Source organism: Microbacterium sp. 16-032 (assembly GCF_041079455.1).
Lineage (GTDB): Bacteria > Actinomycetota > Actinomycetes > Actinomycetales > Microbacteriaceae > Microbacterium > Microbacterium testaceum_A.
The window spans coordinates 344,276-368,011 of record NZ_JBFYGQ010000003.1 but is presented as its reverse complement, the minus strand read 5'-3'; the positions used below and the strand labels follow the sequence as shown (position 1 = coordinate 368,011).

General features: G+C 66.9%; 22 protein-coding genes. 4 read left to right on the top strand and 18 right to left on the bottom strand.

The genetic code is table 11. The annotated features are described in order from the left end of the window. Positions 1-163: 163 nt before the first annotated feature. Complete coding sequence (locus AB6V31_RS08050; RefSeq protein ID WP_369365087.1) at positions 164-1,615, bottom strand: zinc-dependent metalloprotease; 1,452 nt, start codon at positions 1,613-1,615, stop codon at positions 164-166. A 183-nt stretch (positions 1,616-1,798) separates the two neighbouring features. On the opposite strand from AB6V31_RS08050, the gene AB6V31_RS08045 reads away from it, so the two are divergent. Further along, on the top strand, positions 1,799-2,920 hold the full coding sequence (locus AB6V31_RS08045; protein ID WP_369364978.1) for a PDZ domain-containing protein: 1,122 nt from the start codon (positions 1,799-1,801) through the stop codon (positions 2,918-2,920). A 48-nt stretch (positions 2,921-2,968) separates the two neighbouring features. Continuing rightward, positions 2,969-5,914, top strand: coding sequence for a UPF0182 family protein (locus tag AB6V31_RS08040; protein WP_268104195.1), 2,946 nt, complete (start codon positions 2,969-2,971; stop codon positions 5,912-5,914). A 371-nt stretch (positions 5,915-6,285) separates the two neighbouring features. On the opposite strand, the gene AB6V31_RS08035 is transcribed toward AB6V31_RS08040, so the two are convergent. The 7 genes from AB6V31_RS08035 to idi are packed head-to-tail and all read right to left on the bottom strand — an operon-like array spanning position 6,286 to position 11,879. After that, entirely contained in the window at positions 6,286-7,179 is an 894-nt protein-coding gene (locus AB6V31_RS08035) for a prenyltransferase (RefSeq protein WP_369364977.1), read from the bottom strand. Then, positions 7,176-7,490 (bottom strand): lycopene cyclase domain-containing protein, encoded by a 315-nt coding sequence (locus tag AB6V31_RS08030; protein WP_056230511.1) that lies wholly within the window; start codon positions 7,488-7,490, stop codon positions 7,176-7,178. The genes AB6V31_RS08035 and AB6V31_RS08030 overlap by 4 nt, the downstream gene beginning before the upstream one ends. After that, entirely contained in the window at positions 7,487-7,843 is a 357-nt protein-coding gene (locus AB6V31_RS08025) for a lycopene cyclase domain-containing protein (protein WP_141377322.1), read from the bottom strand. Before AB6V31_RS08025 ends, AB6V31_RS08030 begins: the two co-directional genes overlap by 4 nt. Position 7,844: 1 nt before the next feature. After that, positions 7,845-9,401: a phytoene desaturase family protein gene (crtI, locus tag AB6V31_RS08020; protein ID WP_369364975.1), complete on the bottom strand. Its 1,557-nt coding sequence runs from the start codon at positions 9,399-9,401 to the stop codon at positions 7,845-7,847. After that, a complete protein-coding gene (locus AB6V31_RS08015) occupies positions 9,398-10,267 on the bottom strand; it encodes a phytoene/squalene synthase family protein (protein WP_369364973.1) in 870 nt (289 codons plus the stop codon). The genes crtI and AB6V31_RS08015 overlap by 4 nt, the downstream gene beginning before the upstream one ends. Continuing rightward, positions 10,264-11,331: a polyprenyl synthetase family protein gene (locus AB6V31_RS08010; protein ID WP_056230519.1), complete on the bottom strand. Its 1,068-nt coding sequence runs from the start codon at positions 11,329-11,331 to the stop codon at positions 10,264-10,266. Before AB6V31_RS08010 ends, AB6V31_RS08015 begins: the two co-directional genes overlap by 4 nt. Next, on the bottom strand, positions 11,328-11,879 hold the full coding sequence (gene idi / locus AB6V31_RS08005; RefSeq protein WP_369364971.1) for an isopentenyl-diphosphate Delta-isomerase: 552 nt from the start codon (positions 11,877-11,879) through the stop codon (positions 11,328-11,330). Before idi ends, AB6V31_RS08010 begins: the two co-directional genes overlap by 4 nt. A gap of 111 nt (positions 11,880-11,990) precedes the next feature. On the opposite strand from idi, the gene AB6V31_RS08000 reads away from it, so the two are divergent. Continuing rightward, entirely contained in the window at positions 11,991-12,422 is a 432-nt protein-coding gene (locus tag AB6V31_RS08000; protein ID WP_326493367.1) for a MarR family transcriptional regulator, read from the top strand. A gap of 28 nt (positions 12,423-12,450) precedes the next feature. On the opposite strand, the gene AB6V31_RS07995 is transcribed toward AB6V31_RS08000, so the two are convergent. The 7 genes from AB6V31_RS07995 to AB6V31_RS07965 form a co-directional block, all read right to left on the bottom strand. Next, positions 12,451-13,092 (bottom strand): formylglycine-generating enzyme family protein, encoded by a 642-nt coding sequence (locus tag AB6V31_RS07995; RefSeq protein ID WP_369364969.1) that lies wholly within the window; start codon positions 13,090-13,092, stop codon positions 12,451-12,453. After that, positions 13,089-14,009 (bottom strand): SMP-30/gluconolactonase/LRE family protein, encoded by a 921-nt coding sequence (locus AB6V31_RS07990; RefSeq protein ID WP_369364967.1) that lies wholly within the window; start codon positions 14,007-14,009, stop codon positions 13,089-13,091. The genes AB6V31_RS07995 and AB6V31_RS07990 overlap by 4 nt, the downstream gene beginning before the upstream one ends. A gap of 49 nt (positions 14,010-14,058) precedes the next feature. Beyond that, a complete protein-coding gene (locus AB6V31_RS07985; protein WP_369364966.1) occupies positions 14,059-14,547 on the bottom strand; it encodes a hypothetical protein in 489 nt (162 codons plus the stop codon). Positions 14,548-14,697: 150 nt separating this feature from the next. Beyond that, a complete protein-coding gene (locus AB6V31_RS07980) occupies positions 14,698-15,216 on the bottom strand; it encodes an LPXTG cell wall anchor domain-containing protein (protein ID WP_369364965.1) in 519 nt (172 codons plus the stop codon). A gap of 219 nt (positions 15,217-15,435) precedes the next feature. Then, positions 15,436-17,277, bottom strand: coding sequence for a DUF4012 domain-containing protein (locus AB6V31_RS07975; RefSeq protein WP_369364963.1), 1,842 nt, complete (start codon positions 17,275-17,277; stop codon positions 15,436-15,438). A 55-nt stretch (positions 17,278-17,332) separates the two neighbouring features. Further along, positions 17,333-18,838 (bottom strand): polysaccharide biosynthesis tyrosine autokinase, encoded by a 1,506-nt coding sequence (locus AB6V31_RS07970; protein ID WP_369364962.1) that lies wholly within the window; start codon positions 18,836-18,838, stop codon positions 17,333-17,335. A gap of 183 nt (positions 18,839-19,021) precedes the next feature. Continuing rightward, positions 19,022-19,603 carry a low molecular weight phosphatase family protein gene (locus AB6V31_RS07965; RefSeq protein ID WP_369365086.1) on the bottom strand — a complete coding sequence of 194 codons (582 nt, stop codon included), beginning with the start codon at positions 19,601-19,603 and terminating at the stop codon, positions 19,022-19,024. An 82-nt stretch (positions 19,604-19,685) separates the two neighbouring features. On the opposite strand from AB6V31_RS07965, the gene AB6V31_RS07960 reads away from it, so the two are divergent. Further along, complete coding sequence (locus AB6V31_RS07960; protein ID WP_369364961.1) at positions 19,686-20,498, top strand: lysostaphin resistance A-like protein; 813 nt, start codon at positions 19,686-19,688, stop codon at positions 20,496-20,498. A gap of 75 nt (positions 20,499-20,573) precedes the next feature. Here the strand turns inward: AB6V31_RS07960 and AB6V31_RS07955 are convergent, their stop codons facing one another. From AB6V31_RS07955 to AB6V31_RS07945, 3 genes are read right to left on the bottom strand one after another with little or no spacing between them, the layout of a single operon-like run. Further along, entirely contained in the window at positions 20,574-21,551 is a 978-nt protein-coding gene (locus tag AB6V31_RS07955; RefSeq protein WP_369364960.1) for a glycosyltransferase family 2 protein, read from the bottom strand. A 13-nt stretch (positions 21,552-21,564) separates the two neighbouring features. Next, positions 21,565-22,641 carry a glycosyltransferase family 4 protein gene (locus tag AB6V31_RS07950; RefSeq protein ID WP_369364958.1) on the bottom strand — a complete coding sequence of 359 codons (1,077 nt, stop codon included), beginning with the start codon at positions 22,639-22,641 and terminating at the stop codon, positions 21,565-21,567. Next, the gene (locus AB6V31_RS07945; RefSeq protein ID WP_369364956.1) at positions 22,625-23,734 is read right to left on the bottom strand and encodes a glycosyltransferase; all 1,110 of its coding nucleotides are present in this window, start codon (positions 23,732-23,734) and stop codon (positions 22,625-22,627) included. Before AB6V31_RS07945 ends, AB6V31_RS07950 begins: the two co-directional genes overlap by 17 nt. Positions 23,735-23,736 lie beyond the last annotated feature (2 nt).

Below are 23,736 nucleotides of genomic sequence, written 5' to 3'. Positions count from 1 at the left end.
GAATCGAGTCTGATCATCGCCCGATCATCGCGTCGCTCGAGATCTCGGATGCCGTTGTCCCCAGGGCGAAAACGGCGAAACGCCCGTGGGGAGGAACGTCGTCCTCCCCACGGGCGTCAGCTCGAAGCCGGCTCGGCGCTCACAACAGCGCCCCGGGCCCGCGTCACACCGGGCGCTGGTCTCCCGGAGCCGCTCCATCGTCATCGCCGCCGTCGCGTCCGGCGTCACCCGCCGCGTCGCCCGGGGTCCCGGCATCCGGTCTCCCGGCATCCGGGGCTGCAGCGCCGGGCGTCCCGGCATCCGGGCTCTCGCTCTCGGCGTCGCGTCGACCGCCGTCGGCTTCCTCGGCGAGCAGCTGCGCCAATGCGTCGTCCATCGCGTCGGAGGGGGCCGCTTCGCCGCGCGAGGCGGCCGTCAGGCGCGCGATGAGCGCCGCGGGGTCGTCGATGTCCTCCGACGACGGCATGAGGTCGGGGTAGTCCCACAGCCCGTCGCGACCGTCGACGCCGACCGCGTCGGTGACGGCGCGCCACATGGCCGCGGCCTCGCGCATGCGGCGCGGGCGCAGTTCGAGGCCGACGAGGGCGCCGAGCGCCTGCTCGGCGGGACCGCCCACCGCGCGGCGGCGGCGCACGGCCTCGGCGATGCGTCCGGCCGAGGGCAGCCGCGAGGTGGCGTCCTCGGTGACGACGTCGACCCAGCCCTCGATCGTGGCGAGCAGGTTCTCGAGGCGCGTGAGGGCCGCGGTCTGCTCTTCGGAGCGCTCGGGCAGTAGGGCACCGCTCTCGAGGGCGCCGCGCAGTTCTTCGGGCTGCGTCGGGTCGAAGCGCGAGGCGAGGTCTTCGAGGGCGGCGGTGTCGACGTGGATGCCGCGGGCGAAGTCGCGCACCTGCGAGATGACGTGCAGGCGCAGCCACCGGGCGTGACGGAACAGGCGCGCGTGAGCGAGTTCGCGGGTCGCGAGGTAGAGGGCCAGCTGATCCTCGGGGATCTCGAGGTCGCGACCGAAGTCGGCGAAGTTCTGCGGCAGGATCGCGGCCTCACCGTCGGGCATGACGGGGATGCCGACGTCTCCGCCACCGACGACCTCGGTCGACAGTCGGCCGACGACCTGGCCGAGTTGGGTGGCGAAGAGCGACCCGCCGACGGTGCGCATGAGGCGACCGGCTCCGGCGATCATCTCCTGCATGTCGTCGGGGGCCTGCTGTCCGAGGGCTGCGGTGAGGGCGTCGGCGATGCTGGTCGCGACGGGCTCGGCGAGCTCTTGCCAGACGGGCAGGGTCGCGCTCACCCAGGCGCCGCGAGTGACGGCGCGCGGGGGACGGGGGAGGTCGCTGATCGAGGTGGCCTCTCCCAGCCACAGTGCCGCGAGGGTGAACGCCTGGTCGATGTCGGTGCGCTGACCGCTGGTCACGCCCAGGCCGTCCTGGTTGGCGATGTGCAGGGCCTGGCGCTCGGCCAGGCTCCAGTCGACGCCCTCGTTGGTGCCGGCGAAGGCGCCCTGCAACTGCGCCATGACCGCCTGCAGCATCGCGGGATCGATCTGCATGCCCGACAGCCGCGAGAGCTGTTCGGGGTCGATTCCGCTGACATCGCCTGACATGAGACGGCGCATGAGTTCTTGGAACTCGTCCTCGGGGCTCCGGTCGCCGCCGGGGTTGTCGTCTGCCACTTCAGCCGCCTTTCAGCCAGGTCTGGGGGAACGAGTCCTACGCTAGTCGCACGCTTCCCCGCATCTGTCGGCCCGGCCTCTCGCCGCTTACGCCGCGCGCGAACGACCCGGCAAAGGATTGAGACCGTGACCCTGTTCGATGAGAACGTCTCCGTCGTGCCCGCCCCTCGACAGCGGTGGAGGCGCGGCACCGTCGTCGGCGTCTGGTCGCTCACGATCGCCGTGATCGTGCTGTTCGTGATGACGTTCCTGCCCTCGGCCTACGTCATCCAGCAGCCCGGCCCGGTCTACAACACGCTCGGGACCACCGCGTCGGCCGACGGCCAGCAGGTGCCCCTGATCACCGTGCCCGACGAGAAGGACTCCACCAGTACCGGTCAGCTCGACCTGCTGACCGTCCAGGTGAGCGGCAACCGCGAGCACACTCCGTCGTGGATCGAGTTGGCCTTGGCCTGGTTCGACAGCTCGCGCGCCGTCGTCCCGATCGACCGCATCTTCCCCGCGGGGCAGAGCACCGAGCAGCGCAACACCGAGAACGCCGCCCTCATGACCGACTCGCAGCTCGAGGCGAGCGCCGCGGCCCTCCGGCAGCTCGGGTACGACGTCCCGCAGGAGATCGCCGTCGGCACGATCGACGACTCCGGGGCCGCGAAGGGCCTGCTGCAGCAGAACGACGTCATCACCTCCGTCGACGGGGCGGCGGTTTCGAACATCGACGACGTTCGCGCCGCCGTGCAGAAGGCCGCCGGAGCCCCGGTCACCGTCGGGTACGAGCGCGATGGCACGGCATCCACCGTCCAGGTCACACCCCGGCAGACCGATGTGAACGGTCAGACGCAGTACCTGTTGGGCGTCGGACTGATGATGACGTTCGACCTCCCCGTCGACGTGAAGATCCAGCTGAACGACGTGGGCGGCCCGAGCGCCGGCATGATGTTCGCGCTCGGCATCATCGACAAGATGTCGCCCGGCGATCTGACCGGTGGCCAGCACATCGCCGGCACCGGCACGATCGACGCCGACGGCAATGTGGGCCCGATCGGCGGCATCCGTCAGAAGCTCTACGGAGCTCGGGATGCCGGGGCCACCTGGTTCCTCGCGCCTGAGGCGAACTGCAACGAGGTCGTGGGGCACGTGCCCGACGGCATCCGGGTGTTCTCGACGTCGACGCTGAAGCAGTCGCTCACCATGCTCGAGACCATCCGCGACGGGGGCGATCTCGACGCCCTGCCGACGTGTACTTCGTGATCGTCCTTTCACGGCGAACCCCAGGCGGGGCGCGCCTAGGATGGACGGGTGACCACGACCTCGGCGCCGAATCAGGCCACGCCTCCTAACCGCTCTCGACGGATCATCTCGATCACTCTGGCGGTGATCGCAGCGCTCGTCGTGGCGTTCTTCGTCTTCGCGAACCTGTACTCCGACTGGCTGTGGTTCTCGCAGCTGGGCTTCACCACCGTGCTGACCACCCAGTGGATCGGCCGGAGCGTGATGTTCGTCGTCGGTTTTGTCGCGATGGCGTTGCCCGTGTGGGGCGTCATCCATCTCGCCTACCGGCTGCGGCCGGTGTACGCGCGTCTGAGCTCGCAGCTCGACCGCTATCAGGAGGTCGTCGAGCCGCTCCGCCGCCTGGCGATGTGGGGCATCCCGATCTTCTTCGGCTTCTTCGCGGGCTTCGCCGCCTCCGCCCAGTGGGAGACCACGTGGCTGTGGTTCAACGGCGTCTCCACCTCCACCACCGACCCCCAGTTCGGTCTCGACACCGGTTTCTACCTGTTCGGGATGCCGTTCTACGCCGCCGCCCTCGGCTTCGCGTCCGCGGTGGTGCTGGTGTGCCTCCTGCTCACGGGCGTGGTCTCGTACCTGTACGGCTCGGTGCGCGTCGGCCAGCGCGAGCTGCGCATCTCGAAGGCCGCGCGCATCCAGCTCGCGATCCTCGCCGGCCTCTACCTGCTGCTGCAGGGTGCGAGCCTCTGGCTCGACCGTTTCCGCACGCTCGTCGAGCCGTCGGAGCGCATCACCGGTCCTGGCTACGTCGGCACGAACGCCGTCATCCCCGGCCAGACGATCCTCGCGATCGCGGCCGTCATCGTGGCCCTCGCGTTCTTCGTCACGGCGTTCCTCGGTCGCTGGCGCTACCCGCTGATCGGTACCGCGCTGCTGGTCGTCTCGGCGATCGTCGTCGGCGCCGCCATCCCGTGGGCGGTGACCACGTTCCAGGTGCGTCCGAACGAGCTCGCTCTCGAGAGCCAGTACTATCAGCGCAACCTCGACGGGACGAAGGCCGCGTACGGTCTCGACAACATCGAGAAAGAGAACTTCCAGGCCACCACGACGGCCCAGGCGGGTCAGCTGCGCAACGACGCCGAGTCCACCGCGCAGCTGCGCATCATGGACCCCGCGATCATCGGCCCGACCGTGCGCCAGCTCGAGCAGTACCGCGCGTACTACCAGTTCAACACTCCGCTCGACGTCGACCGCTACACGATCAACGGCCAGACGCAGGACACCGTGGTGTCACTGCGCGAGCTGAACATCGGTCAGCTCGGCGACGCGGCCTCGTGGCAGAACACGACCCTCGTCTACACGCACGGCTACGGCATGGTTGCGGCCGCCGGTAACGAGCGCACCGCCGACGGCGACCCGGTCTTCCTCGAGCAGGCCATCCCCGGCACCGGCTTCCTGACCGACCTCAACTACGAGCCGCGGGTCTACTTCGGCGAGCAGTCGCCCCCGTACTCGATCGTCGGCGGCCCCGAGGGCGGCGAGAACATCGAGCTCGACTACCCGCTCGGCGCCGACGGCGGCAACGAGACGCGCACGACCTTCGCCGGTAACGGCGGCCCCAGCGTCGGCAACGTCTTCAACCGCCTCATCTACGCGCTGAAGTTCCAGTCGGAGCAGATCCTGTTCTCGGACTACGTCAACTCCGACTCGCAGATCCTCTACGACCGCAACCCCAAGCAGCGCGTGCAGAAGCTCGCGCCGTACCTGACGCTCGACAGCGACCCGTACCCCACGGTCGTCGACGGGCGCATCAAGTGGGTCATCGACGGCTACACCACGAGCGCGAACTACCCGTACTCCTCGGGCGTCTCGCTCTCGCGGGCGATCGCCGACTCGAACAACCCGGCTCCGACCTACGCGTTGGATGACATCAACTACATCCGCAACTCGGTCAAGGCCACGGTCGACGCCTACGACGGCTCGGTGAGCCTGTACGCGTGGGACGACCAGGACCCGCTGCTCAAGGCGTGGCAGAACATCTACCCCACGACCGTCAAGCCGTGGACCGACATGTCGGCCGACCTCATGAGCCACGTGCGCTACCCGACCGACCTGATGAAGGTCCAGCGCTCGATGCTCGGCGTGTACCACGTCGACGACGCGCGTTCGTTCTTTCAGCAGGACAACCGCTGGACGACCCCGAACGACCCGCAGGACCCGGCGACCTTCCAGCCGCCGTACTACCTGACGATGAAGATGCCGAACCAGGACGACCCGTCGTACTCGATGTTCACGAGCTTCATCCCGGCGTCTCAGGGCGGGCAGGCGAGAAACGTGCTCACGGGCTATCTCGCCGTCGACTCCAATGCGGGTAATCAGCAGGGGACGAAACGCGACGACTACGGCAAGCTCCGAATGCTCGTGATCGATTCGTCGACCACGGTGCCCGGACCCGGCCAGGTGCAGAACACGTTCGACTCCGATACGAACGTCTCGTCGCAGATCAACATTCTGAAACAGGGGCAGTCGCAGGTGCTCAACGGCAACCTGCTGACCCTCCCGGTCGGTGGCGGTCTGTTGTACGTGCAGCCGGTGTTCGTGCAGTCGTCGGGTGATACGAAGCTCCCGCAGCTGAGACGCGTGCTGGTCGCCTTCGGCAACAAGATCGCGTTCGAGAACACGCTCAGCGAGGCGCTCGATACGTTGTTCGGCGGTGATTCCGGCGCGAATACGGGCGACGAGACCGTCACCCCGACCGACCAGAACAGCGGTTCGGGCGGATCGTCGGGCACCCCGGCTCCGACGGGCGACTACGCGGCTGCCCTGCAGGAGGCGCGCGACGCGCTCACGGCACGTCAGGCGGCGCTCACGAGCGGCGACCTCGCGGGCTTCGCGACGCAGGATGCCCGCCTCACCGCGGCCGTCCAGCGCCTGCTCGACCTCGAGTCGCAGGGCCAGGGCGGCACGGCCAGCACCACGCCGACCCCGGCTCCCTCGGCCACGCCCGCGGGCTGATCGATCCTCGACGCCGGCGTCCCGCTTCCCGCGGGGCGCCGGCGTCGTCGTTCCCGCCGCCGCCCACGGCGCGCGCGGCCCGCGCTTACGTGCGCGCCGCGCGCCCCTCACGCGCCGGACTGCCCGACGCGCCCCGTCGCGCCCCGCGCTCACGCGTATCGCCCCACACCGCTGCGTCAGGCGCCCCACGCTCACGCGCCGCAGCGCCGCAGCGCCCCACGCTCACGCACCGCAGCGCCCCGCCTCGCACGCACCCCCAAGCGCCGAGACTGCATCTCGCTGACAAACCCGCGTCAGCCTGACGCCCTCTCGTCAGCGAGCTGCAGTCTCGCCGGGCGGAGCGCGATGCGCCCGACCCGCGCCACACGCGCTCACGCGCTGAGGAACCACCACCAGATCAGCAACATCGTGGTGCCGAAGCCGGCGATCTGGTTCAGCCACAAGAAGCGGTTCCAGCCGGCGGTGGCGCTGTCGCTCTCGGCATCGGTGACGTTCCGGTACGGCCAGCACACGACGAGGTAGGGCACCACGAGCACGGCGGCCAGGGGCCCGGGCCAGGCGGTGAACAGCATGGCCACCCCGGCGAGGGCGTAGGCGACGAGGGCGAAGCGCACGGTCCATCGGGCTCCGCGGGCGGTCGCGATCGACGAGATGTCGGCGGCGCGGTCGGCTTCGACGTCCTGCACGGCACCGAAGGCGTGCGAGGCGATGCCCCAGAGCGCGAACGCGATCAGCACGAACACGAGTTGCGGCGTCCACACGGCGCCCGCGAGTACGAGCCCGTACACGGCGGGCGAGAAGAAGTGGATGCTGCTCGTCATCGAGTCGGCGAACGGGCGCTCCTTGAGCCGCAGCGGCGGCGCGGAGTAGAACACGACGAAGAACAGGCTGAGCGCGAGCACGAGCCACGACAGCGGCGACCCGATGATGACGAGGTACACGACGAACGGCAGGCACGACAGCGCCGAGGCCCACAGTGTGATGGGGTGCATGCGCTTGGCGAGCACGGCGCCGTGTGTGCCGCCCTTGCGGGGGTTGCGCAGGTCGGACTCGTAGTCGAACACGTCGTTCACGCCGTACATCGCGAGGTTGTAGGGAACGAGGAAGAACAGGATGCCGATGATCAGCGGCGCATCGATCGTCCGCGTGGTCAGCAGGTAGGCGGCGGCGAACGGGAAGGCGGTGTTGATCCAACTGACCGGTCGCGACGACACGAAGAGCTCCCGCAGCACGCGGCCGGGGGTGAGGGCGGCGGGGGCGGTCATGCGGTGTCCTTCGAGGGCAGGGGAGCGAAGAGGGTGAACAGCGCCGGCACGAGGAACGCCGCGCACAGGGGGTAGGCGAAGTCTTCGAGGGGGGCGAGCCCGAGTTTCAGGCCGCTGAGGTGCTCTTGAGGATACGAGAACAGGTCGACGGCGATCATGAGGTTGTCGAACACGAGCGTCAGGCCCACCAGCACGAGTGCCGTCAGAGCGGAGGATGCCATCCGCTGACGGAACCGCGGCCGCCGGAGCGTCGCGAGGGTGACGAGGAGGGTGACAACGACGAACGGCAGCACGATGAGCGGGTAGGTCACGCGGACCGCCTCTCGACCGCCGGGGCGTCGGTGCGGCGAGCCCGGGCGGCGGCGCGCCGCTCGAACACGGCGAACATCACGACCGCGAGGTAGCTCAGGAACAGCAGGAAGAAGAGCTCTTCGAGCGGCAGGTGCGGGGCGAGCATCACCCCGACGAACAGCGGGCTCTCGCCCTTCACGAACACGCCCGTGGCGATGCCGACGAGGTCCCACGCGAGGAAGAACACCGTCCCGCCCAGCACCGCCATCGTGGTGCGGAGAGGAGCGACCCGCAGCGCGAGCGAGTACTTCCCGTCGATCAGCATCATGCCGATCAGCGAGAAGAGGATCGCGCCCAGGTAGATCCCCGGCACCTCAGACCGCCGCGCGCGCGGGTTCCGCCAGGGGACCGGCGGTGGTGTCGCCCGTCAGGCGCTTGACCACGAGCTCGGCCGAGATGAGGCACATGGGCAGGCCGATGCCCGGCAGCACCGAGGTGCCGGCGTAGTAGAGGTTGTCGACCTTGCGCGAGCGGTTCTTGGGGCGGAAGATCGCGCTCTGGTTGAGCGTGTGCGCAAGGCCCAGCGAGTTGCCGTGCCAGGCGTGCAGGTCTTCTTTGAAGTCCTCGGGCGCGATGGTCTTGCGCACGACGATGCGTTCGGCGAGATCCGGGATGCCGGTCCATTCGCTGATCTGCGCGATGACGCGATCCGCGGCCTTCTCGATGCGCTCGTCGCCGGCGCCCGAGACGCCTCCGCGGCCGCTGTCGGGGTCGGCGGGCACGGGGACGAGGACGAACAGGTTCTCGTGTCCCTCGGGCGCGACGGAGTCGTCTGAGGCGCTGGGGCGGCAGATGTAGATCGACGCGGGGTCGGGGATCTTCTTGTTCTCGCCGAAGATCGCGTCGAAGTTGGTGTGCCAGTCGTCGGTGAACAGCAGCGTGTGGTGGGTGAGCTGCGGCAGCTCGCCCGTGACGCCGAGCAGAAGCAGCAGGGCGCCGGGGCTCGGCACCTTGTCCTTCCACCACTTCTCGGGGTACTGGCGGTCCTTCTCTTCGAGCAGCTCGTTCTCGGTGTGGTGCAGGTCGGCGCCCGAGACCACGGCATCCGCTGCGAAGATCCGGCCGTCGGCGAGGCGCACGCCGCGCGCGGTGCCCGACTCGGTGATGATCGCCTCGACGGGTGCCGAGGTCTCGATCGTGACGCCGCGCTCGCGCGCGAGCTTCTCGATCGCGGTGATGATCTCGGTCATGCCGCCCTTGGGGTAGAGCACGCCGTCGCCCAGGTCGAGGTGGCTCATCAGGTGGTACAGGCTCGGCACCTCGAAGGGCGATCCGCCGAGGAACACCGCGGGGTAGGCGAGGATCTGCTGCAGGCGGGTGTTCTTGAAGTCGGTGGTGACGCGCTTCCACAGCGTGCGGGTGAGCAGGGGGATGAGCGTGGGCAGGCGCTTGACGAGCGCGGGGTCGCGCAGGCCCTTGGTCGACGAGTACGGGTCGTAGAGGAACTTCGACGTCGACAGCTCGTAGGCGTCTTTCGCGGAGTCGAGGTACGCGTCGATGTTGTCGCCCGAGCCGGGCTCGTGCTTCTCGAACAGCGCGCGAACGGCCTCGCGACCCGACACGATGTCGATCGGCTCGCCCTTTCCGGGAGGGCCGTAGACGCGGTACGCGGGGTCGAGGCGCACGAGGTCGAGCTGTTCGGCGGCGCTCGTGCCGAGCAGGCGGAAGAAGTGGTCGAACACCTCGGGCATGAGGTACCAGCTGGGGCCGGTGTCGAAGCGGAAGCCGTCTTTCTCCCACGATCCCGCGCGGCCACCGAGGGCGTCACGCGCCTCGAAGAGGTGGACGTCGTGTCCGCGGTCGGCGAGCAGTGCTGCGGTACCGAGACCGGCGATCCCGCCTCCGACGACGACGATGCGCTGGGCGCTCATGAGCGTGAACCTTTCGGGAGGCGGCCCAGAAGGGCGCGGGCGGCGAGGGTGGCTTTGACACCGTCGGGAACGCGGACGCGCGGGGCGCCGGCGGGGGAGGAGCGGAGGCGGCGAGAGAGTTCCGCGAACAGGTCGTGCGCCGTGGTGACGGCGGCGCGGCAGTCGGGTGGCAGGTGGGGGATGACGGATGCCGCGGCGGCGAGGTCGGCGTCGATGCGATCGAGAACGGCCACTCGGCGTTCGTCGTCGGCCGCGCCGTCGAGGTAGTCGCGGCCGAGGCGGTCGGCGTCGTCGGCGAGGTCGCGCAGGAAGTTCACGTCTTGGAAGGCCGCGCCCAGGCGCCGTGCGCCGTCGACGAGGTCGGCGGCGGGTCGGGCGGGTGCCGACATCCCGGCGTTGAGGAACACCTGCAGGCACATGAGCCCGACGACCTCGGCCGAGCCGTAGACGTAGGCGTCGTGCGAGAGGTCGTCGTGCTCGGCGGTGTCGAGGTCGGTGCGCATCGACGCGAAGAACGGGGCGATGAGTTCTTCGGTGATGCCGCACTCGCGCGCTGTCCGGGCGAACGCGTGGACGACGAGGTTGGCGCTGAAGCCGGTGGCGATGGCATCCCGAACCTCGTTCTCGAGGCCGTCGAGCACCGCGCGTTCCCGCTCGGGACTGAGCCCCGCGTCGTGGGCGGGTCCGTCGACGATCTCGTCGGCCACCCGGACGAGGGCGTAGATGTTGCGCACGTGCGGGCGCGGGCGGGGCCCGAGCAGGCGCGCGGCGATGCCGAACGAGGTGGAGTAGCGGTTGATCACCGCGGCGGCGGCGTCGTCCGCGGTCTGGGAGTACAGCTCGAGGCCCGTGGGCGCGTGACTCACGGAATGCGCTCCTGCACGGCTTTCACGAGGTCTCGCAGCATGTCCTGGCACGCGGCCGGCACCGTCGAGGAGTCGACGATGATGAGGGCCTCTTCGAGCGTGTCGAGGATGAGGCATTCGAGTTCGGCGCGGGCGCCCGACTCGGAGAGGGCCTCTTGGGCGGCGCGCACCGCAATCGGACCGGTGTGGGCCTGGGCGAGCGCTTCGCTGACCTCGGGCCACTTCGGTGTCTTGCGGGCGAGCGAGATGAGGTGCGTCTTCTTCGCCTCGCGCAGGTCGCAGCCCTCTTCTTTGCCCGATACCGCCGACGAACCGAAGGCGCCGATGAGGTCGTCGACCAGCTGGTACGCGAGTCCCAGACGCTGGCCGAACCGCTCGAGCGCGTAGATCGAGGGGCTCGGTGCTCCCGCGATGAGGGCTCCGGCCTGCAGCGGTGCCGAGAACGAGTACGCGGCGGTCTTGTCGCGCGTGGTGCGCAGCACCGCCTCGGAGTCGACCTCGCCCGACGAGACGGCGTGCTCCACGTCCGAGAGCTCGCCCATCGCCGAGATGAGAACGGCGTCGTCGAGCATCTCGAGCAGCGGCTGGCGCATGCGGTCGGGGAGTTGCGCGAGGGCGATCATGCGTCCGGCCTCGTGCAGCAGCAGGTCACCGGCGAGGATCGCGGCCGCGTCTCCGAGCAGGGCCGAGCCGTCGGCATCCGCCCCCTTCATCAGACCCCGCTGGCGGAACTCTCCGCCGATGTTGGGCACGCCGCGGCGTTCGGTGTCGTGGTCGATCACGTCGTCGTGGATGACGAACGCCGTGTGCAGCAGTTCGAAGGCCGCGGCGACCTGGTACACGCCGATGCGGTGTTCGTCGTCGCCGTAGAGCGTCTCGAAGGCCGACACCACGAGTAGGGGACGGAAGCGTTTTCCGCCCTCGGTCGCCCGACGGATGGCGGATGCCAGGTACCGGGCGCCGTCGCCCAGGGTGGTGGCGCGCCGCTGGAGGCGCGAGAGCGCCCCGTCTATCTCGCGGTCGATGCCCTGACGGGCGACGGGGGTGGATTCAAGACTGATCATGAGGCACGCCTCACGGTGTGAGGGGTCTGGAACAGGTGCAGCTGCTGCGCCTGCAGGACGAGCCAGGGGCTGAACGCCCACGGCGTCGACTCGAGAGACGCGGCGAGTTCGAGCGGGTCGACCCAGCGGTACTCGGCGACCTCGTCGGGGTTCGGCTCGGGGTCGACGTCGGCGCGGGCGACGTACACGGGGCAAATCTCGTGTTCGACGATGCCGCTGGCGTCGACGGCGCGGTAGCGGAAGTTCGGCAGAGCCAGCTCGAGGTCGCGGATGACCAGGCCGACCTCGTGCGCAGCACGGCGGTGCACGGCCGAGAGCGAGGCTTCGGAGGGGCCGGGGTGGCCGCAGAACGAGTTCGTCCAGACACCGGGCCACGTCTTCTTGTGCAGGGCGCGACGCGTGACGAGCACTTCGCCCGCGGAGTTGACCACGTGGCACGAGAACGCCAGGTGCAGAGGTGTCTCGGTGTCGTGCACGGTAGCCTTGGGCGCCGTGCCGATCTCGTTGCCGAAGTCGTCCAGGAGGACGACATATTCGGTCTCGCTCATCGTGCCTCCCGTTTGCTAGTTTAGCTAGCGATGTAGGCTTGACTATACCGACGCCGAAAGGGGGTGTCCACCGTGACGAAAGCCGTGTCGGCCTCTGGTACAAGGCCCGCCGTGACCCACACTTTACGCGCCGTCCAGACCCTCAGCGACGCCCTCGACCGCATGCACTCGGGCATGAAGGGCGAGATGGACATGAACGCCAGTGACCTCGCGACGCTGCGCATGCTCACCATCCGCGAGTACCGCGGTCAGATGGTCAGCCCGCACGATGTGGCGAGCCACCTGCGCATCTCGACCGCGTCGACCACCAAGCTCATCGACCGCCTCGTCGCCTCTGGCCATCTCGAGCGTCTGCCGCACCCCTCGGACGGGCGGGCCCGCGTGGTCGTGCTGACCGACAAGTCCCGCCGCGAGTTCTTCCAGCATTTCGGCGTGCACCTGGGCGCCATGCGCGATGTCGCCGAGCGCTTCGACGACGGCGAGCTCGACACCATCGTGGCGTTCATGGACTCGCTCACGGAGTCCATCACCACCGAAGACTGACCGGCGAAGCCGTAAGGCCCCCGGGGTGTCACCCCCGGGCGACCCGCACACCCACGTCGTCGAACGCGTCCCGCTGACGCCCGCCCCGCCGCGCGGTCGCCCGCACTTGCGCGGGGGCATCCGACCATCCGCCGCCGCGGAACACGCGCGCGTCGCTCTCGCCCTCGGGGTCGTACAGGTTGGCGCACCATTCCCACACGTTGCCGAGAGTGTCGAAGAGTCCGTGGAGGTTCGGCATCCGTCCTCCGACGTCCGCCGGGGCGGTCAGGCCGTCGGCGGCCGTCCAGGCCACCTCGCGAACCGGTCCGTAGGCCGATGACGTCGAACCCGCGCGGCACGCGTACTCCCACTCGTCTTCGGTGGGCAGGCGAAAGCCGTCCGAGTCGGGGTCGCCCGTCACGACCTCTCCGTCGAACGAGTAGACGGGGTCGAGGCCTTCCCATTCGCTCAGCGCGTTGCAGAGACGAATCGCGCGCAGCCAACTCAGCTGCGTCGCGGGGCGTCGCGGATGGCGGGACGGGATGCCGAGCAGCTCCGCGATCTGTTCTTCGGTGATGGCGTAGACGCCGATCTCGAAGCTGTCGACGACGATCTCGCGTCGTTCCGCGCCCCGCAGATCTCCGCGCAGTACGCGGCCGGCGGGGATGCGCGCCATCTCGACGTCGGTCACGCGAGTTCCACCATCCAGAGGTCGCTGTCGCCGGTGATGAACAGGCGCTTCTCGTCGGCGTCGAAGGTGCAGTTGCTGACGACGTGCGGGGTCGGGATGATGCCCAGGCGCGCGCCGCTCTCGTCGACGATGACGACGCCCGCTTCGCTCGAGATCCAGAGCCAGTCGCGGCTGTCGACGACGAATCCGTCGGGGATGCCGGCATCCACCGTCGCGAAGGTGCGCGGGGCGCCGAGGCTCTCGCCATTCCAGCTGCACGCGACGACGCGGGGGAGCCGTTCGGCGTTGGACTCGGCGACGTAGAGAGTGCTTTCGTCGCGGCTGAAGGCCAGTCCGTTGGGCTGGTCGAGGTCGATCATGCGCTGCAGGCCGTCGCCGTCGCGCCAGCGGTAGACGCTCTGGTGGGGGAGTGCGGGGTCGGCGGGGTATCCCTCGCGCGGATCCGAAATGCCGTACGTGGGGTCGGTGAACCAGATCCAGCCATCGGATGCCACGACCAGGTCGTTCGGGGAGTTCAGTGGCTCGCCCTCGAAGGCGTCGACGAGCAGCTCGGTGCCGTTCTCGTCGGTGCGGCTGATGCCGCGGCGCCCGTGTTCGGCCTGGACGAGGCGGCCGTGGGCATCCATCGCGTTTCCGTTGGCGAAGTTCGAGCGGTCGCGCACCGTGACGATCGAGCCGTCTTCGCGCCACGCGAGGGTGCGCCGGCCGATCACGTCGCTGAACACGAGGGAGCGCTCTTCGGGCCACCAGACCGGTCCCTCGGCCCAGGTGGCGTCACCGTAGAGCGACAGCAGGCGCGAGGCGGAAGGCAGGACTGTGCGCAGGCGTGCGTCCCACACGCGGGGAGGGGCGACGTCGACCGTCTCGGGGGAGCGGGCGCTCTGCAGGATCTGACCGTCGAGGGAAATGCGGGGCATGGTCCCAGTCAAACGTGCGGGGGCCGCCGGGTGGGGCGGCTTGACGCGCTCAACCGAACGGGTGGGCGGTGGGCGCGGCCGGCGACGTGGCGAACTGGATGAGCACCTGCAGGCACGGCTCGTCGCCGACGGTGCCCGAGAGGTGTCCGGCCGTGCCGTCGACCTCGGTGGTGTCGGTGTCCTGGCCGAAGTGGATGTCGCCGGGTCCCATCTCGACGCGCGAGCCGTCTTGCGTCCCGAGGAACCAGCGCCCCCGCAGCGGGATGACGCACTGCGGATGAGGGGAGGGATGCCACTGCCCCACCCACCCGACCGGCAACGCCGCGAAGAGCACGGCCGACACCTCGCCGGGGAACGGCCGCATCCACTGCGGGTCGGCTCCGCCGCCGACGCTCTGCATCCCGAATCCCCGAAGGACGGATTCGTCGAGCCGGCTCTTGCCGTCGAGTCCGGTCCACATGTGGACGAACGGCAGCGTCGGCGGGGTGTCGGCGTCACGCCCGTCGTTGTCGAGGGGAGCGGTGGTTGTCGTGTCCATGGCTCGAGTCAACCGCGCCGAGCCCGGGGGAGCGCAGGGTTGACGGAGCGGGCTGGATGCCGCGTGCCGGTGTCGGCGCAGGCGCTTACGAACGAAGAAGGGGCGCCGCCGACCGAAGTCGACAGCGCCCCTTCAGGAACGCGTGGTGCGTCAGGCCTTGCCCTCGGCGCGGTTGCGACGAACCGTGGTGGCCACGGCGATCGTGCCACCGGCGAGAACGAGAGCGCCGCCGCCGACCCAGATGCCGAGCATCGAGTTGGCGTCGAAGCCGGTGGCGGGGAGGCCGGTGTTGCCGCCGGCGTTGTTCGAGCCGCCAGCGGTGCCACCCGTAGGCGTGGCCGAAAGCGTGTAGGTGCCACGGGCGTCAGCGGGGAGCGTGACAACCGCGGTCGCGTTGCCGGAGGCGTCGGCGACCTTCGTGATCGACTTGGAGCTGACGGGCAAGTTCGCCGTGGCGAGGCCGGCCTGGTTGGCGTTGTAGCCGACGAGGACGAAGTTCACGGTCGCGCCGGGGGCCACGTTGAACGTGACGGGGCCGTTGTTGGTGATCGTCACGGTCTGCGTGCCGGGAGCGGTGGGGACGTACGCCTGAGCCACGGCGGGAGCTGCGAAGAGCAGCGCGCCGGCGAGGGCCGCGGTGACGCCAGCCTTTTTGAGGTTGAGCTTCATAAATGCCTGCTTTCGAATCCGGGCTACCGGGAGGTGGTGGTCCGCGTCCGTGCTATCCCGATGGAGCTGCAAGGGGAAGGACAACAATGAAGCGGTGGGCGGTGCTAGACCCTTCCTGAGTATTGCCTAGGTTTTCCCTGGATTGCAAATTGTCAAGGTTTCGACTACGTAAATTTACGCTGACGCGCAGTCGGAGGCGCATTTACGCAGTCGCATTGTTCACTGAAGGGTTGCGACTGCCGTGGCTTCGCACGTGGCTTTGACCGTCGGTTCGATTCCCGCATCGGCTGTCGGGGTGACGAATGCCTCGGCTTTCGACGCCGTCGTCGTTGCGCGCACGGTCACCGTCAGGTCGGCCGACGACTGGGGAAGAAGTTGGAACCCGAAGGTCAGCACCTGACGCTCCTCGAACGTCCCGGTCGAGGGTCCCGTACCCGCCGCGGTCTCGGCCGAGACGAGTTCGAACCCCTCGGGGAGGTAGACGTTGTTGACGACGGTCGCCGTTCCCGGCGCCGTACCGAATGCGCCGTTGGCAGTGACGTATCGCGGAAGTGACGTCTCGGCGTCGGTGGGCGCGGTGTTCGCGAGGCTCATCCGCAGAGTCAGCTGACGCGGGCCGTTCCGCCCGTCGGGGGCGCACTGGTCCCACGCCAGACTCACGTCAGGCTTGACGTAGTAGCTCATCTTCGAACCGCCGCCGTCGTTGAGATACACCCCGAACCGGGCCGTGTCGTCGTCCGTTTGCGGCAGCTCACCGGCAACCGACGATCCCTCCAGAATGGCCTGTTCGTCGGGATCGGCGCTCCACATCAGCACTCGTCGCTGGTCGGCCGCAGTCGCGAGATTCGTCAGCAAGCTCACTGTCGACCCGCGTCCTTCGAGAAAGGCGTTGAAGACAGCTCCAGTCGAGGCGGCGAAGAACGCATCCTGCGCTGACGGATCGGGATATCGCTGATAGACGTCGCTGAGCAGCGTTGTGACGGCGTTCTCGGCAGACAGCGTCGAGCCGTCGGGCAGCGCTACCGGTCCGGTTGCGCGCAGAAGGTAGGACAGCACGACCGGATCCAGGGCGATGACGCCGTCCACGGACACACCTGTTCGCTGCTTGTACATTTCTTGGGCGAGCGGGCCATCGAAGGTGAAGTCGGGAACCTGCGTGAGGTTCTGGAAGAAGCGTGCTGGTCTGGTCTCGTAGATGTTCTGCACGTCGGCGGGTAGGTCGACGACCGGATTCTTGATGCCGCTCGACAGGGAGGTGCCGGATTCGGTGTTTGCAAGGCTGATCGCACCCTGGTTGGTCTTGAGGAGAATTGCCGTGCCGGCGATGCCGCCCAACGACCTCCACTCGGCGTTGTTTTGAACAAGCAGCAGGTAGTTGCGTTCACCGTTCTGGCCCAGGACGTCGGGGAGTAGGCGTGTCGCCCGCGAAAGCGCGTCGAGACTCGTCGCGGCTTGTTCGAAAACCGTGGACGACTTGTCGACTGCGCGCTCGAGGACTCCCACGAGGGGCGTCCGATTCAGACCCTGCAGTTGATCGGATGCACCTGCGGCGGCGGATGCCGCGAGTTGGGCAGGTTGTGCGAGAACAGCTAGGCCGGTGGTATCAATACGGCCATTGACCGGCTTCAATGCGTCAAAAGAGGTGTCTTGGGCTGCCGTGACGAGGGGCAAAAGTGCATCGCTAAGGAGAGCGTCGCCCGCGGACGCCACCGTGCCGAAGGCCTCCAGCTGGGGACCGACCCACGGAGCCCCCTCCGCGAGGTGCCACACCGGGTCGGAGGTGAGGTCGTGCGCGTCTGAGGCGTCGGTTGCCAAGCGGGCGACGATTGCGCCCGCGGCGCCGGGGTCAGACGCGAGTGCCGAGGACGCCTCGCTAATGCCCGCCTCTACGCGCGATAAATGCTGGTAGGCCATCCACCCCCGCACGCCGACCCAGGCGGCGACGACGACGGCAAAAACGAGGAATGCGCCGACGGCCCAGGCCACAACGCGACCGGCCCTGAGCATGGCCGGGGGGAGAGGTGAGGAGCTCACGCTGGTGCCCTTCGGTTTCGTGGTCACGGCGGTCTCCGTTCGCTGGCGCGAGACCCCCGCCGACCCGAGATGAGTCTGTGGGTCAGACTTCGCGCTGCGATTCGCGCGACGTACGGCGCGGCGAGAAACCCAGTTCGTCCAAAGAAACCTCTTCCGAGGCGTCCGCGTCGGCGCTGCTCTTCTCCTTTTTCCGCGAGAAACGGCTGGTCTTCGCAGGCAGCTCGCGATATCCGTATCCGTATCCGTATCCGTACCCGTATGCGGCGTAGTACGAGTCCGGCCCTCGGGTTGGCACCATCGACATGATGAAACCGGCGAGCTTGGCCCCGACAGTGTTGAGCGCCTCCGTGGCACCTGTCAGCTGATGCTTGGTGGTCTTGCCCGCCGAAACGACCATGAGTGCGCCGCTCGTGGCCCGAGCGAGGATCGCGGCGTCGGTGACGGGAAGCAATGGGGGAGCGTCGCACAGCACGACATCGAAATCGCGCTCGAGCATTTCGAGCAAGACTGTCATCTGCTGCGATCCCAACAGCTCACTGGGGTTGGGCGGGATCTTTCCCGCAGGTAGCACGTAAAGGCTGCGGCCGCCCCAGGGAAGCATGACCTCGTTGACTTTGGCCCGCCCGATGAGAACGTCCGTCAGACCTGCGCCACCCTCAATGCTGAGGTACTCCGCAACCTTGGGCTTGCGTAGGTCGGTGTCGAGCAGTGCGACCCGCTTGCCGGCGTCCGCCAGTGCGATCGCCAGGTTGATAGTTGTCGTCGACTTGCCCTCACTCGGGATCGAGCTGGTCACGACAAAGCTCGAACGCCCGCCCATGTCGAGGAACTGAAGGTTCGTGCGGAGCGCACGGAACGATTCCGCTCGCGGACTCAGCGGATCCGCGTGGACAATGAGCGGCCGTTCCTTCGCCTTGGCGTCGTAGGCGATGGCACCAATGGAGGGCGCGTCCGTAATCTGCTCTGCATCTCGAGGAGTCCGCACTCGGGTGTCCAAGGCAGTGCGCAGTACCGCGGCTCCAATACCGATTGCTAGCCCAGCGAGCAGGCCAAGAGCCAAGTTGAGCGCGACATTCGGCGACGTGGGGTTCAACGCTGGTTGGGCGTCTGTGACCCGAGTGAGCCGAACAGGGCTGGCACCGCCGTCCACTGCCGGCTCAAGCGCCGGTACTACGGTCGAAAGGCTTCCCGCGACGGCGTTCGCGATCGCGGAGGCGGTCGCCGGGTCAGAATCTGTGGCTGCAATGGTGATGAGTGTGGAATTGAGCGCAGCAGACGCTTTGACGTTTTTCGCGAGCATATCGGCCGTGGTTGCAAGCCCAAGGTCCCTTATGACGGGATCGAGTACCGTGGGTGTGGCGGCCAAACCCACGTACGTATTGATTCTTGCCTGGGTGAAATTGGATCCCTGCTGCAGCTCGGCCGTCGTGCCGCCTCCCTGCGTCGAGACGAAGACCGTGCTGGAAGACTCGTACGTTGGTGTGCGAGTCAGCGTGAAGACGGTGGCAGCAGCAAGCGCGACGGTCGTGAGGACCACGATCACGAGCCAATTCTTCCGAAGGATTCGGATGTAGTCGCTGAGCTCCATGAGGCCTCTCGAGGTGTCGCCGGCACACGTCGTGCGGCACTGGGGGAATGACGTCAGTCTGTCATATGGATTGTTTCCGGTTGGTTTTAGCGGGGGCGTGAATAGCCCGGGTCGGCCCTCAGCGGCTGCTGACTCCAGAGCCAGTCATCACTCCGGCGGCGCGACCCTGGGTAGTGTGGCGGCTCAATCGTGAGCAAGACGGACCATGCGGGGGACTACGGGCAGCGCCGACATGAGTTGTTCTGTAGACAATGCATAGGTTCGCCCGGATCGACGGTATGGATCGACAATGTCGTCGTCCTCGGCCACCGTCGGGGGAAGTACGACTCCTCGACGATTCGCAGCGAACAGCAGCATCGCAGAGAACCTGTTCTCAGGCGTCAAGGGGCCTGATGTTCGTGTGGACTCTTCTCGCAGCTGATCGTCGCTGACGTCAGCGAGTAGGCGGCTGAGCTCGCGGACAGTGAAAGTTCGTCGCACAACTGACGGGCTCGTCTCGACGATCTCACGGCGATGTTCCCGAGCCATCGCAAGCGCAAGATGTGCCGGACGAAGGTGCTCGGCGGTAAGGGATCTAGCTCGGTGACTATTAACTCGTGCGGGATCACATCCGTTGGTGACCGCAATCTGGGCAGTCTCGGCCGTCATCGGCACCCCGCTTCGTGCCCGCGTGCCGGCGCTGCTGACGCTTACGTCAAACCCGGACACGAGATTGGAGAGAAGCTGTTCGGCCAGGGGCGATCGGCACACATTGCCTGTGCACACGGCGAGAATGTTCAGCAAGCTGCTCCTTCGAGGTGTCGATCTGGGGATGCCCGCACGACCAAACTCCGAGTAGGTTGAGCCCGTGCGTGATCAGCATAATCAGACCGCCGTTGCGAACGGGGCCGGCACAACGGCCGAATTCGACGCCGGCGCCCATCGCGCAATTTCCGACTCGTCTCGGATCCGCAGGCGTAGGCGCACCGACTGGCGGATGGGCGGACAAGAGGTCAGCAAATGGGACCTGAGGGTCCTTTTGTGCGCGCTTCTCGGGGCAGGAGCCGGAATCCTCGCCAGCGTTGTCCTCGCCCATTCGAGCGCAGCCGGGGTCGCCGCATTGTCGCTACCCGCGTTGTGGATTGGCCTGCTTGTGCCGGTGGCCTACGCAGTGCTCCGGGGACGCCCGGCGAGCCTGTTCCGCCTGAGACTCCTCGATGTGCTTTGGGGAGTCGGTTTGGGTGTGGGGCTTCGCCTCCTGCAGGGGAGCCTCAGTGATGCGAATGCCGCATCGTTTCCTACTGCCACATCCCTCTCGCTCGATCTCGCGACGAGCTCGCTGACAGCGATCACCTTGGCTGCCGCCCTTATCGGCCCTTTCGTTGAAGAGATCTTTTTTCGTTCCGTTCTTATCGTCGTCATCTTCCAGATGCTGCGCAGGTCTTTGGGTGCATTCACGGCGGGTGCTACTGCTCTACTCGTGTCTGCCGGCGCTTTCGTGTGCCTGCACGGGGCGTATGCCCCGCTCTCCCTCTCAAGTGGGTTGCAACTGTTCCTGGTCGGCGGCGTCTGTTCCCTGCTCGTACTGCTCACGGGCCGGGCTTGGTCTGCAGTTATCCTGCATGTCGTCTACAACGCGGTGTACCTCGTACTCGTGGGGGTCGGTACCGCGGGTGCGTAGTGCGACGAACTTCATCTCCACACCGTGGTGAGGTCTCGCTCGCGTGGATGGACGAGTCAAGCGTCGGGCGGTCTCCTAGGCGTTCGGCACGGGCCTGGGCGACGGTAAGGTCCACGCCGCGCGAGCGTAGGCGGCAAACCGCCTCGCATCGCTGCGATAAGCCGGACGAACCGATGTGAGTAGAGCGAAGACACTGGAGCGAGCGGCGAAGCCGACAGCGACGACGCCTCGCCACGATGCTGCGCGGAAAGTGCTCGGGTGATAACGGAGAACGAAGAGGTCATACAGGTTCTCAAGCCACACAGTCCTCACCGGCCCGGAAGAATCGTCACTGCTACCTCCGACGCTGTGGTGCGCGAAGGCCCAAGGGAAGACAGCTACCTTCCAGCCTGCGCTACTTGCGCGGAGACAGAATTCCACGTCCTCGGCGTACATGAACCACCGCTCTGAGAGTCCCCCCAAGTTTTGCCAGACGGTCCGTTCAACGAGCATGCAGCCGCCGGACACCCACTTCACGAATTCCGGCCGATTCGGCCGGATTTGATCCCGCAGAAGATAGTGCCCACGCAGTCGGGCTGTGTGCCTCCCCAGGCGCGACAGGCCGGATGAATGCAGGAACATGCGCCTAACCGAGGGCTCGTACCCCGCAGCCATGGTGCGGAATTCCCCAGCACCCTCGATGACGTCTGGGGCTGCAACGCCGACTTCCGGGTAAGCGCTCATAGCTACAGTCAGAAGACCGATGTTCTCGTAGTCCATCGAAGCGTCGGGATTGAGGAGGAGCAGGAATTTTCCGCTAGCGTTCTCCGCCGCGCGGTTCACTGCCTTCGCGAAGCCGAGGTTCTCCCCTGACCGGATCAAGGTAACTCGCGAGCCGTAGGCACTCTCGATAAAATCTGCGGTGCCATCGAGCGAAGCGTTGTCGACCAGGACGATCTCGCAGTTGCCCACGAGTCCATCGATCGCCGCTCGAATAGTGGACCGACTGTTGTACGTGACAATGAGTACCGTCACGAGCGGGACGGGGGCGGCCGGTTCATCCGTTTCGATCACCTTGTCGTCTCTTTCATTCTCGCGGTGCTATGGATGCGTACCGTATCCGAGAAGCGATGTCTTCCCAATCGGACTCGGCGTCTCGCAACCTGTCGACGGGGCCAGCGGTGGCGCGCCTTTGCGGCACGCTTGCGAGGACGGTGGCCAAGGCTGACGGTGCGTCTGGATCGACGAACGCATGGGCATCTGGAACAAGCTCCCGCATAACGGGTATGTCGGAGACCACAACCGGCGTACCGAAGAAACGAGCCTCGGCGGGCGGCAAGCCATAACCCTCATCGCGCGACATGAATATTAGACAACTGGCGTTGGTGTAGAGCCATCTGAGTTCTCCATCCGAAACTCGTCCAGCGAATATAACGTGCCCCACGTCGACCAGCGTGCGAATGTTCTTTGGCAATTCGGTGGTGGCGCCGGAATACTCAGCGCTACCTACGATGATCAGCGGGTGCGTTGGCGAGAGAAGTCCTGACGAGACCGCCCCGCGAAGAGCGGTGTCGAGGTTCTTTCTCCGGTTCAATCTTCCTACACAAAGCCAGAAGCCATCCCAGTTGGTCGGCACCACTTCGGGGGTACGAGGTGACGCGCCCGCGAGCGCCGGCGAGATCGCAAGGCTCGTCGCAAGCACCGGCGAGAGGCGTGGGTGCAGCCTCTCAATCCGCGCCGCTTCTGTGCGCGAGGACGTGAACACGGTCGAGGCGCACGCCGCGAGACGGCTCATGGGCCAGAAGTACAGGCGTTCTTTTCGGGTGAACCAGTGCGGGGATTCCTCGAAGAGCAGATCATGAATGAACACTGCGTTGCGAGTGAAAGGGGAGGTGTAATTATGCGACACGACAAGGTCCACCCGATGGCGTCGAGCCTGAGCGGGCAGTTCCACGACATTCGCAAGTGCCTGCGGAGACAGCCGCGTTGTAACAACCCTCCCCTCGGGCGGCACATCCACAAGGTCTCTATGTCTTGCGCGCACGGCGAGAAGTATTTCGTCTTCGGGGAAGCGTCGCGACCATCCGAAGACGATCTCGCGCATTACGGTGCGGTTGGCGATCGGCCCCCTGTGCCACCAGAACGCGTCAAACAGGACGCGCATTCAGCGCCCCCCTTAGTGCGGATTCGTAACGTTCGCAGACCAACTCCCAGGTGAACAATTCCTGCTGACGGCTGCGGGCGGCGCGTGAAAGAGCGGACTGGCGGTCACTATCTTGCATCAATTCGGACACGGTGTCCGCAATTCGACGTGGGCTTGGTTCGGTGAATACGCCCGCGTCTCCCAACACCTCGCGATTGTATACAGTGTCTCGGGCAACAGCCGGGGTGCCGCACGCCATTGCCTGAACGAGCGCAGGGTTAGTGCCGCCGACACTGTGGCCGTGAAAGTAGACGCCACAGTTCTGCATGAGCCGGTGGAGAAGCTGATCGTCCGCGACATGTCCAAGCCAGGTGATGTTCGGTGTCGACTCCGCAAGCAGCCGTGCACAGTCATCGAGTTCTCCGCCGTAGCCAGACGATCCCACAATTACCACCGGCCACGATTTCGCGATTGATTTTGCTGCTTCGAAGAATTCTGGAATAGTGTTTTCCGGTACGAAGCGGGCGACAACTAATACATAGCCGCGGAACTTCAGGCCAAGTGGTGGTTCACTACTTTGTGCGGGGGCGTCGCCCCCGTAGGGGATGTAGATCCCGTCCCGACCGAACTTCGCTCCCCACCAGCGCTTGATCTCATGCGCGTCATAAACGAGCGTGTTGGCCCAGCGTGCTGTGCTCCTCGCGCCGCTGCGAAAGACAGTCTTCGCAATCCGCCCCCACTTGGCACGCTCCCACTCGATTCCATCGACGTTCACGAGTGTCGGGATGCGTGCTGCTCGAAGCAGGGGAAGCCAGAACCCGTTCGCAACATTCATGACGAGTGCGACGTCGCAACCGTCCTTGACTGCTCGTCGCGCAGATGTGAAGCCGTATGTGAGAGTACTAAGGGACTTCCGCTCAAATCCTCGCGTGGCGACGGAGTGCACCCGTTGGTCTCGCTCGGGGTCGTCCAACTTCATGGCCTGCGGTCGTCCATACACGACAACGTCCCACCCGGCGTCGCTCAGGTAGGGCGCAAGCTTTCTCACGGCCGTCTCAAAGCCGCCGTAATAGCTCGGGTAACCGCGTGTGCCGATGATTGCGACTTTAGGCAAAG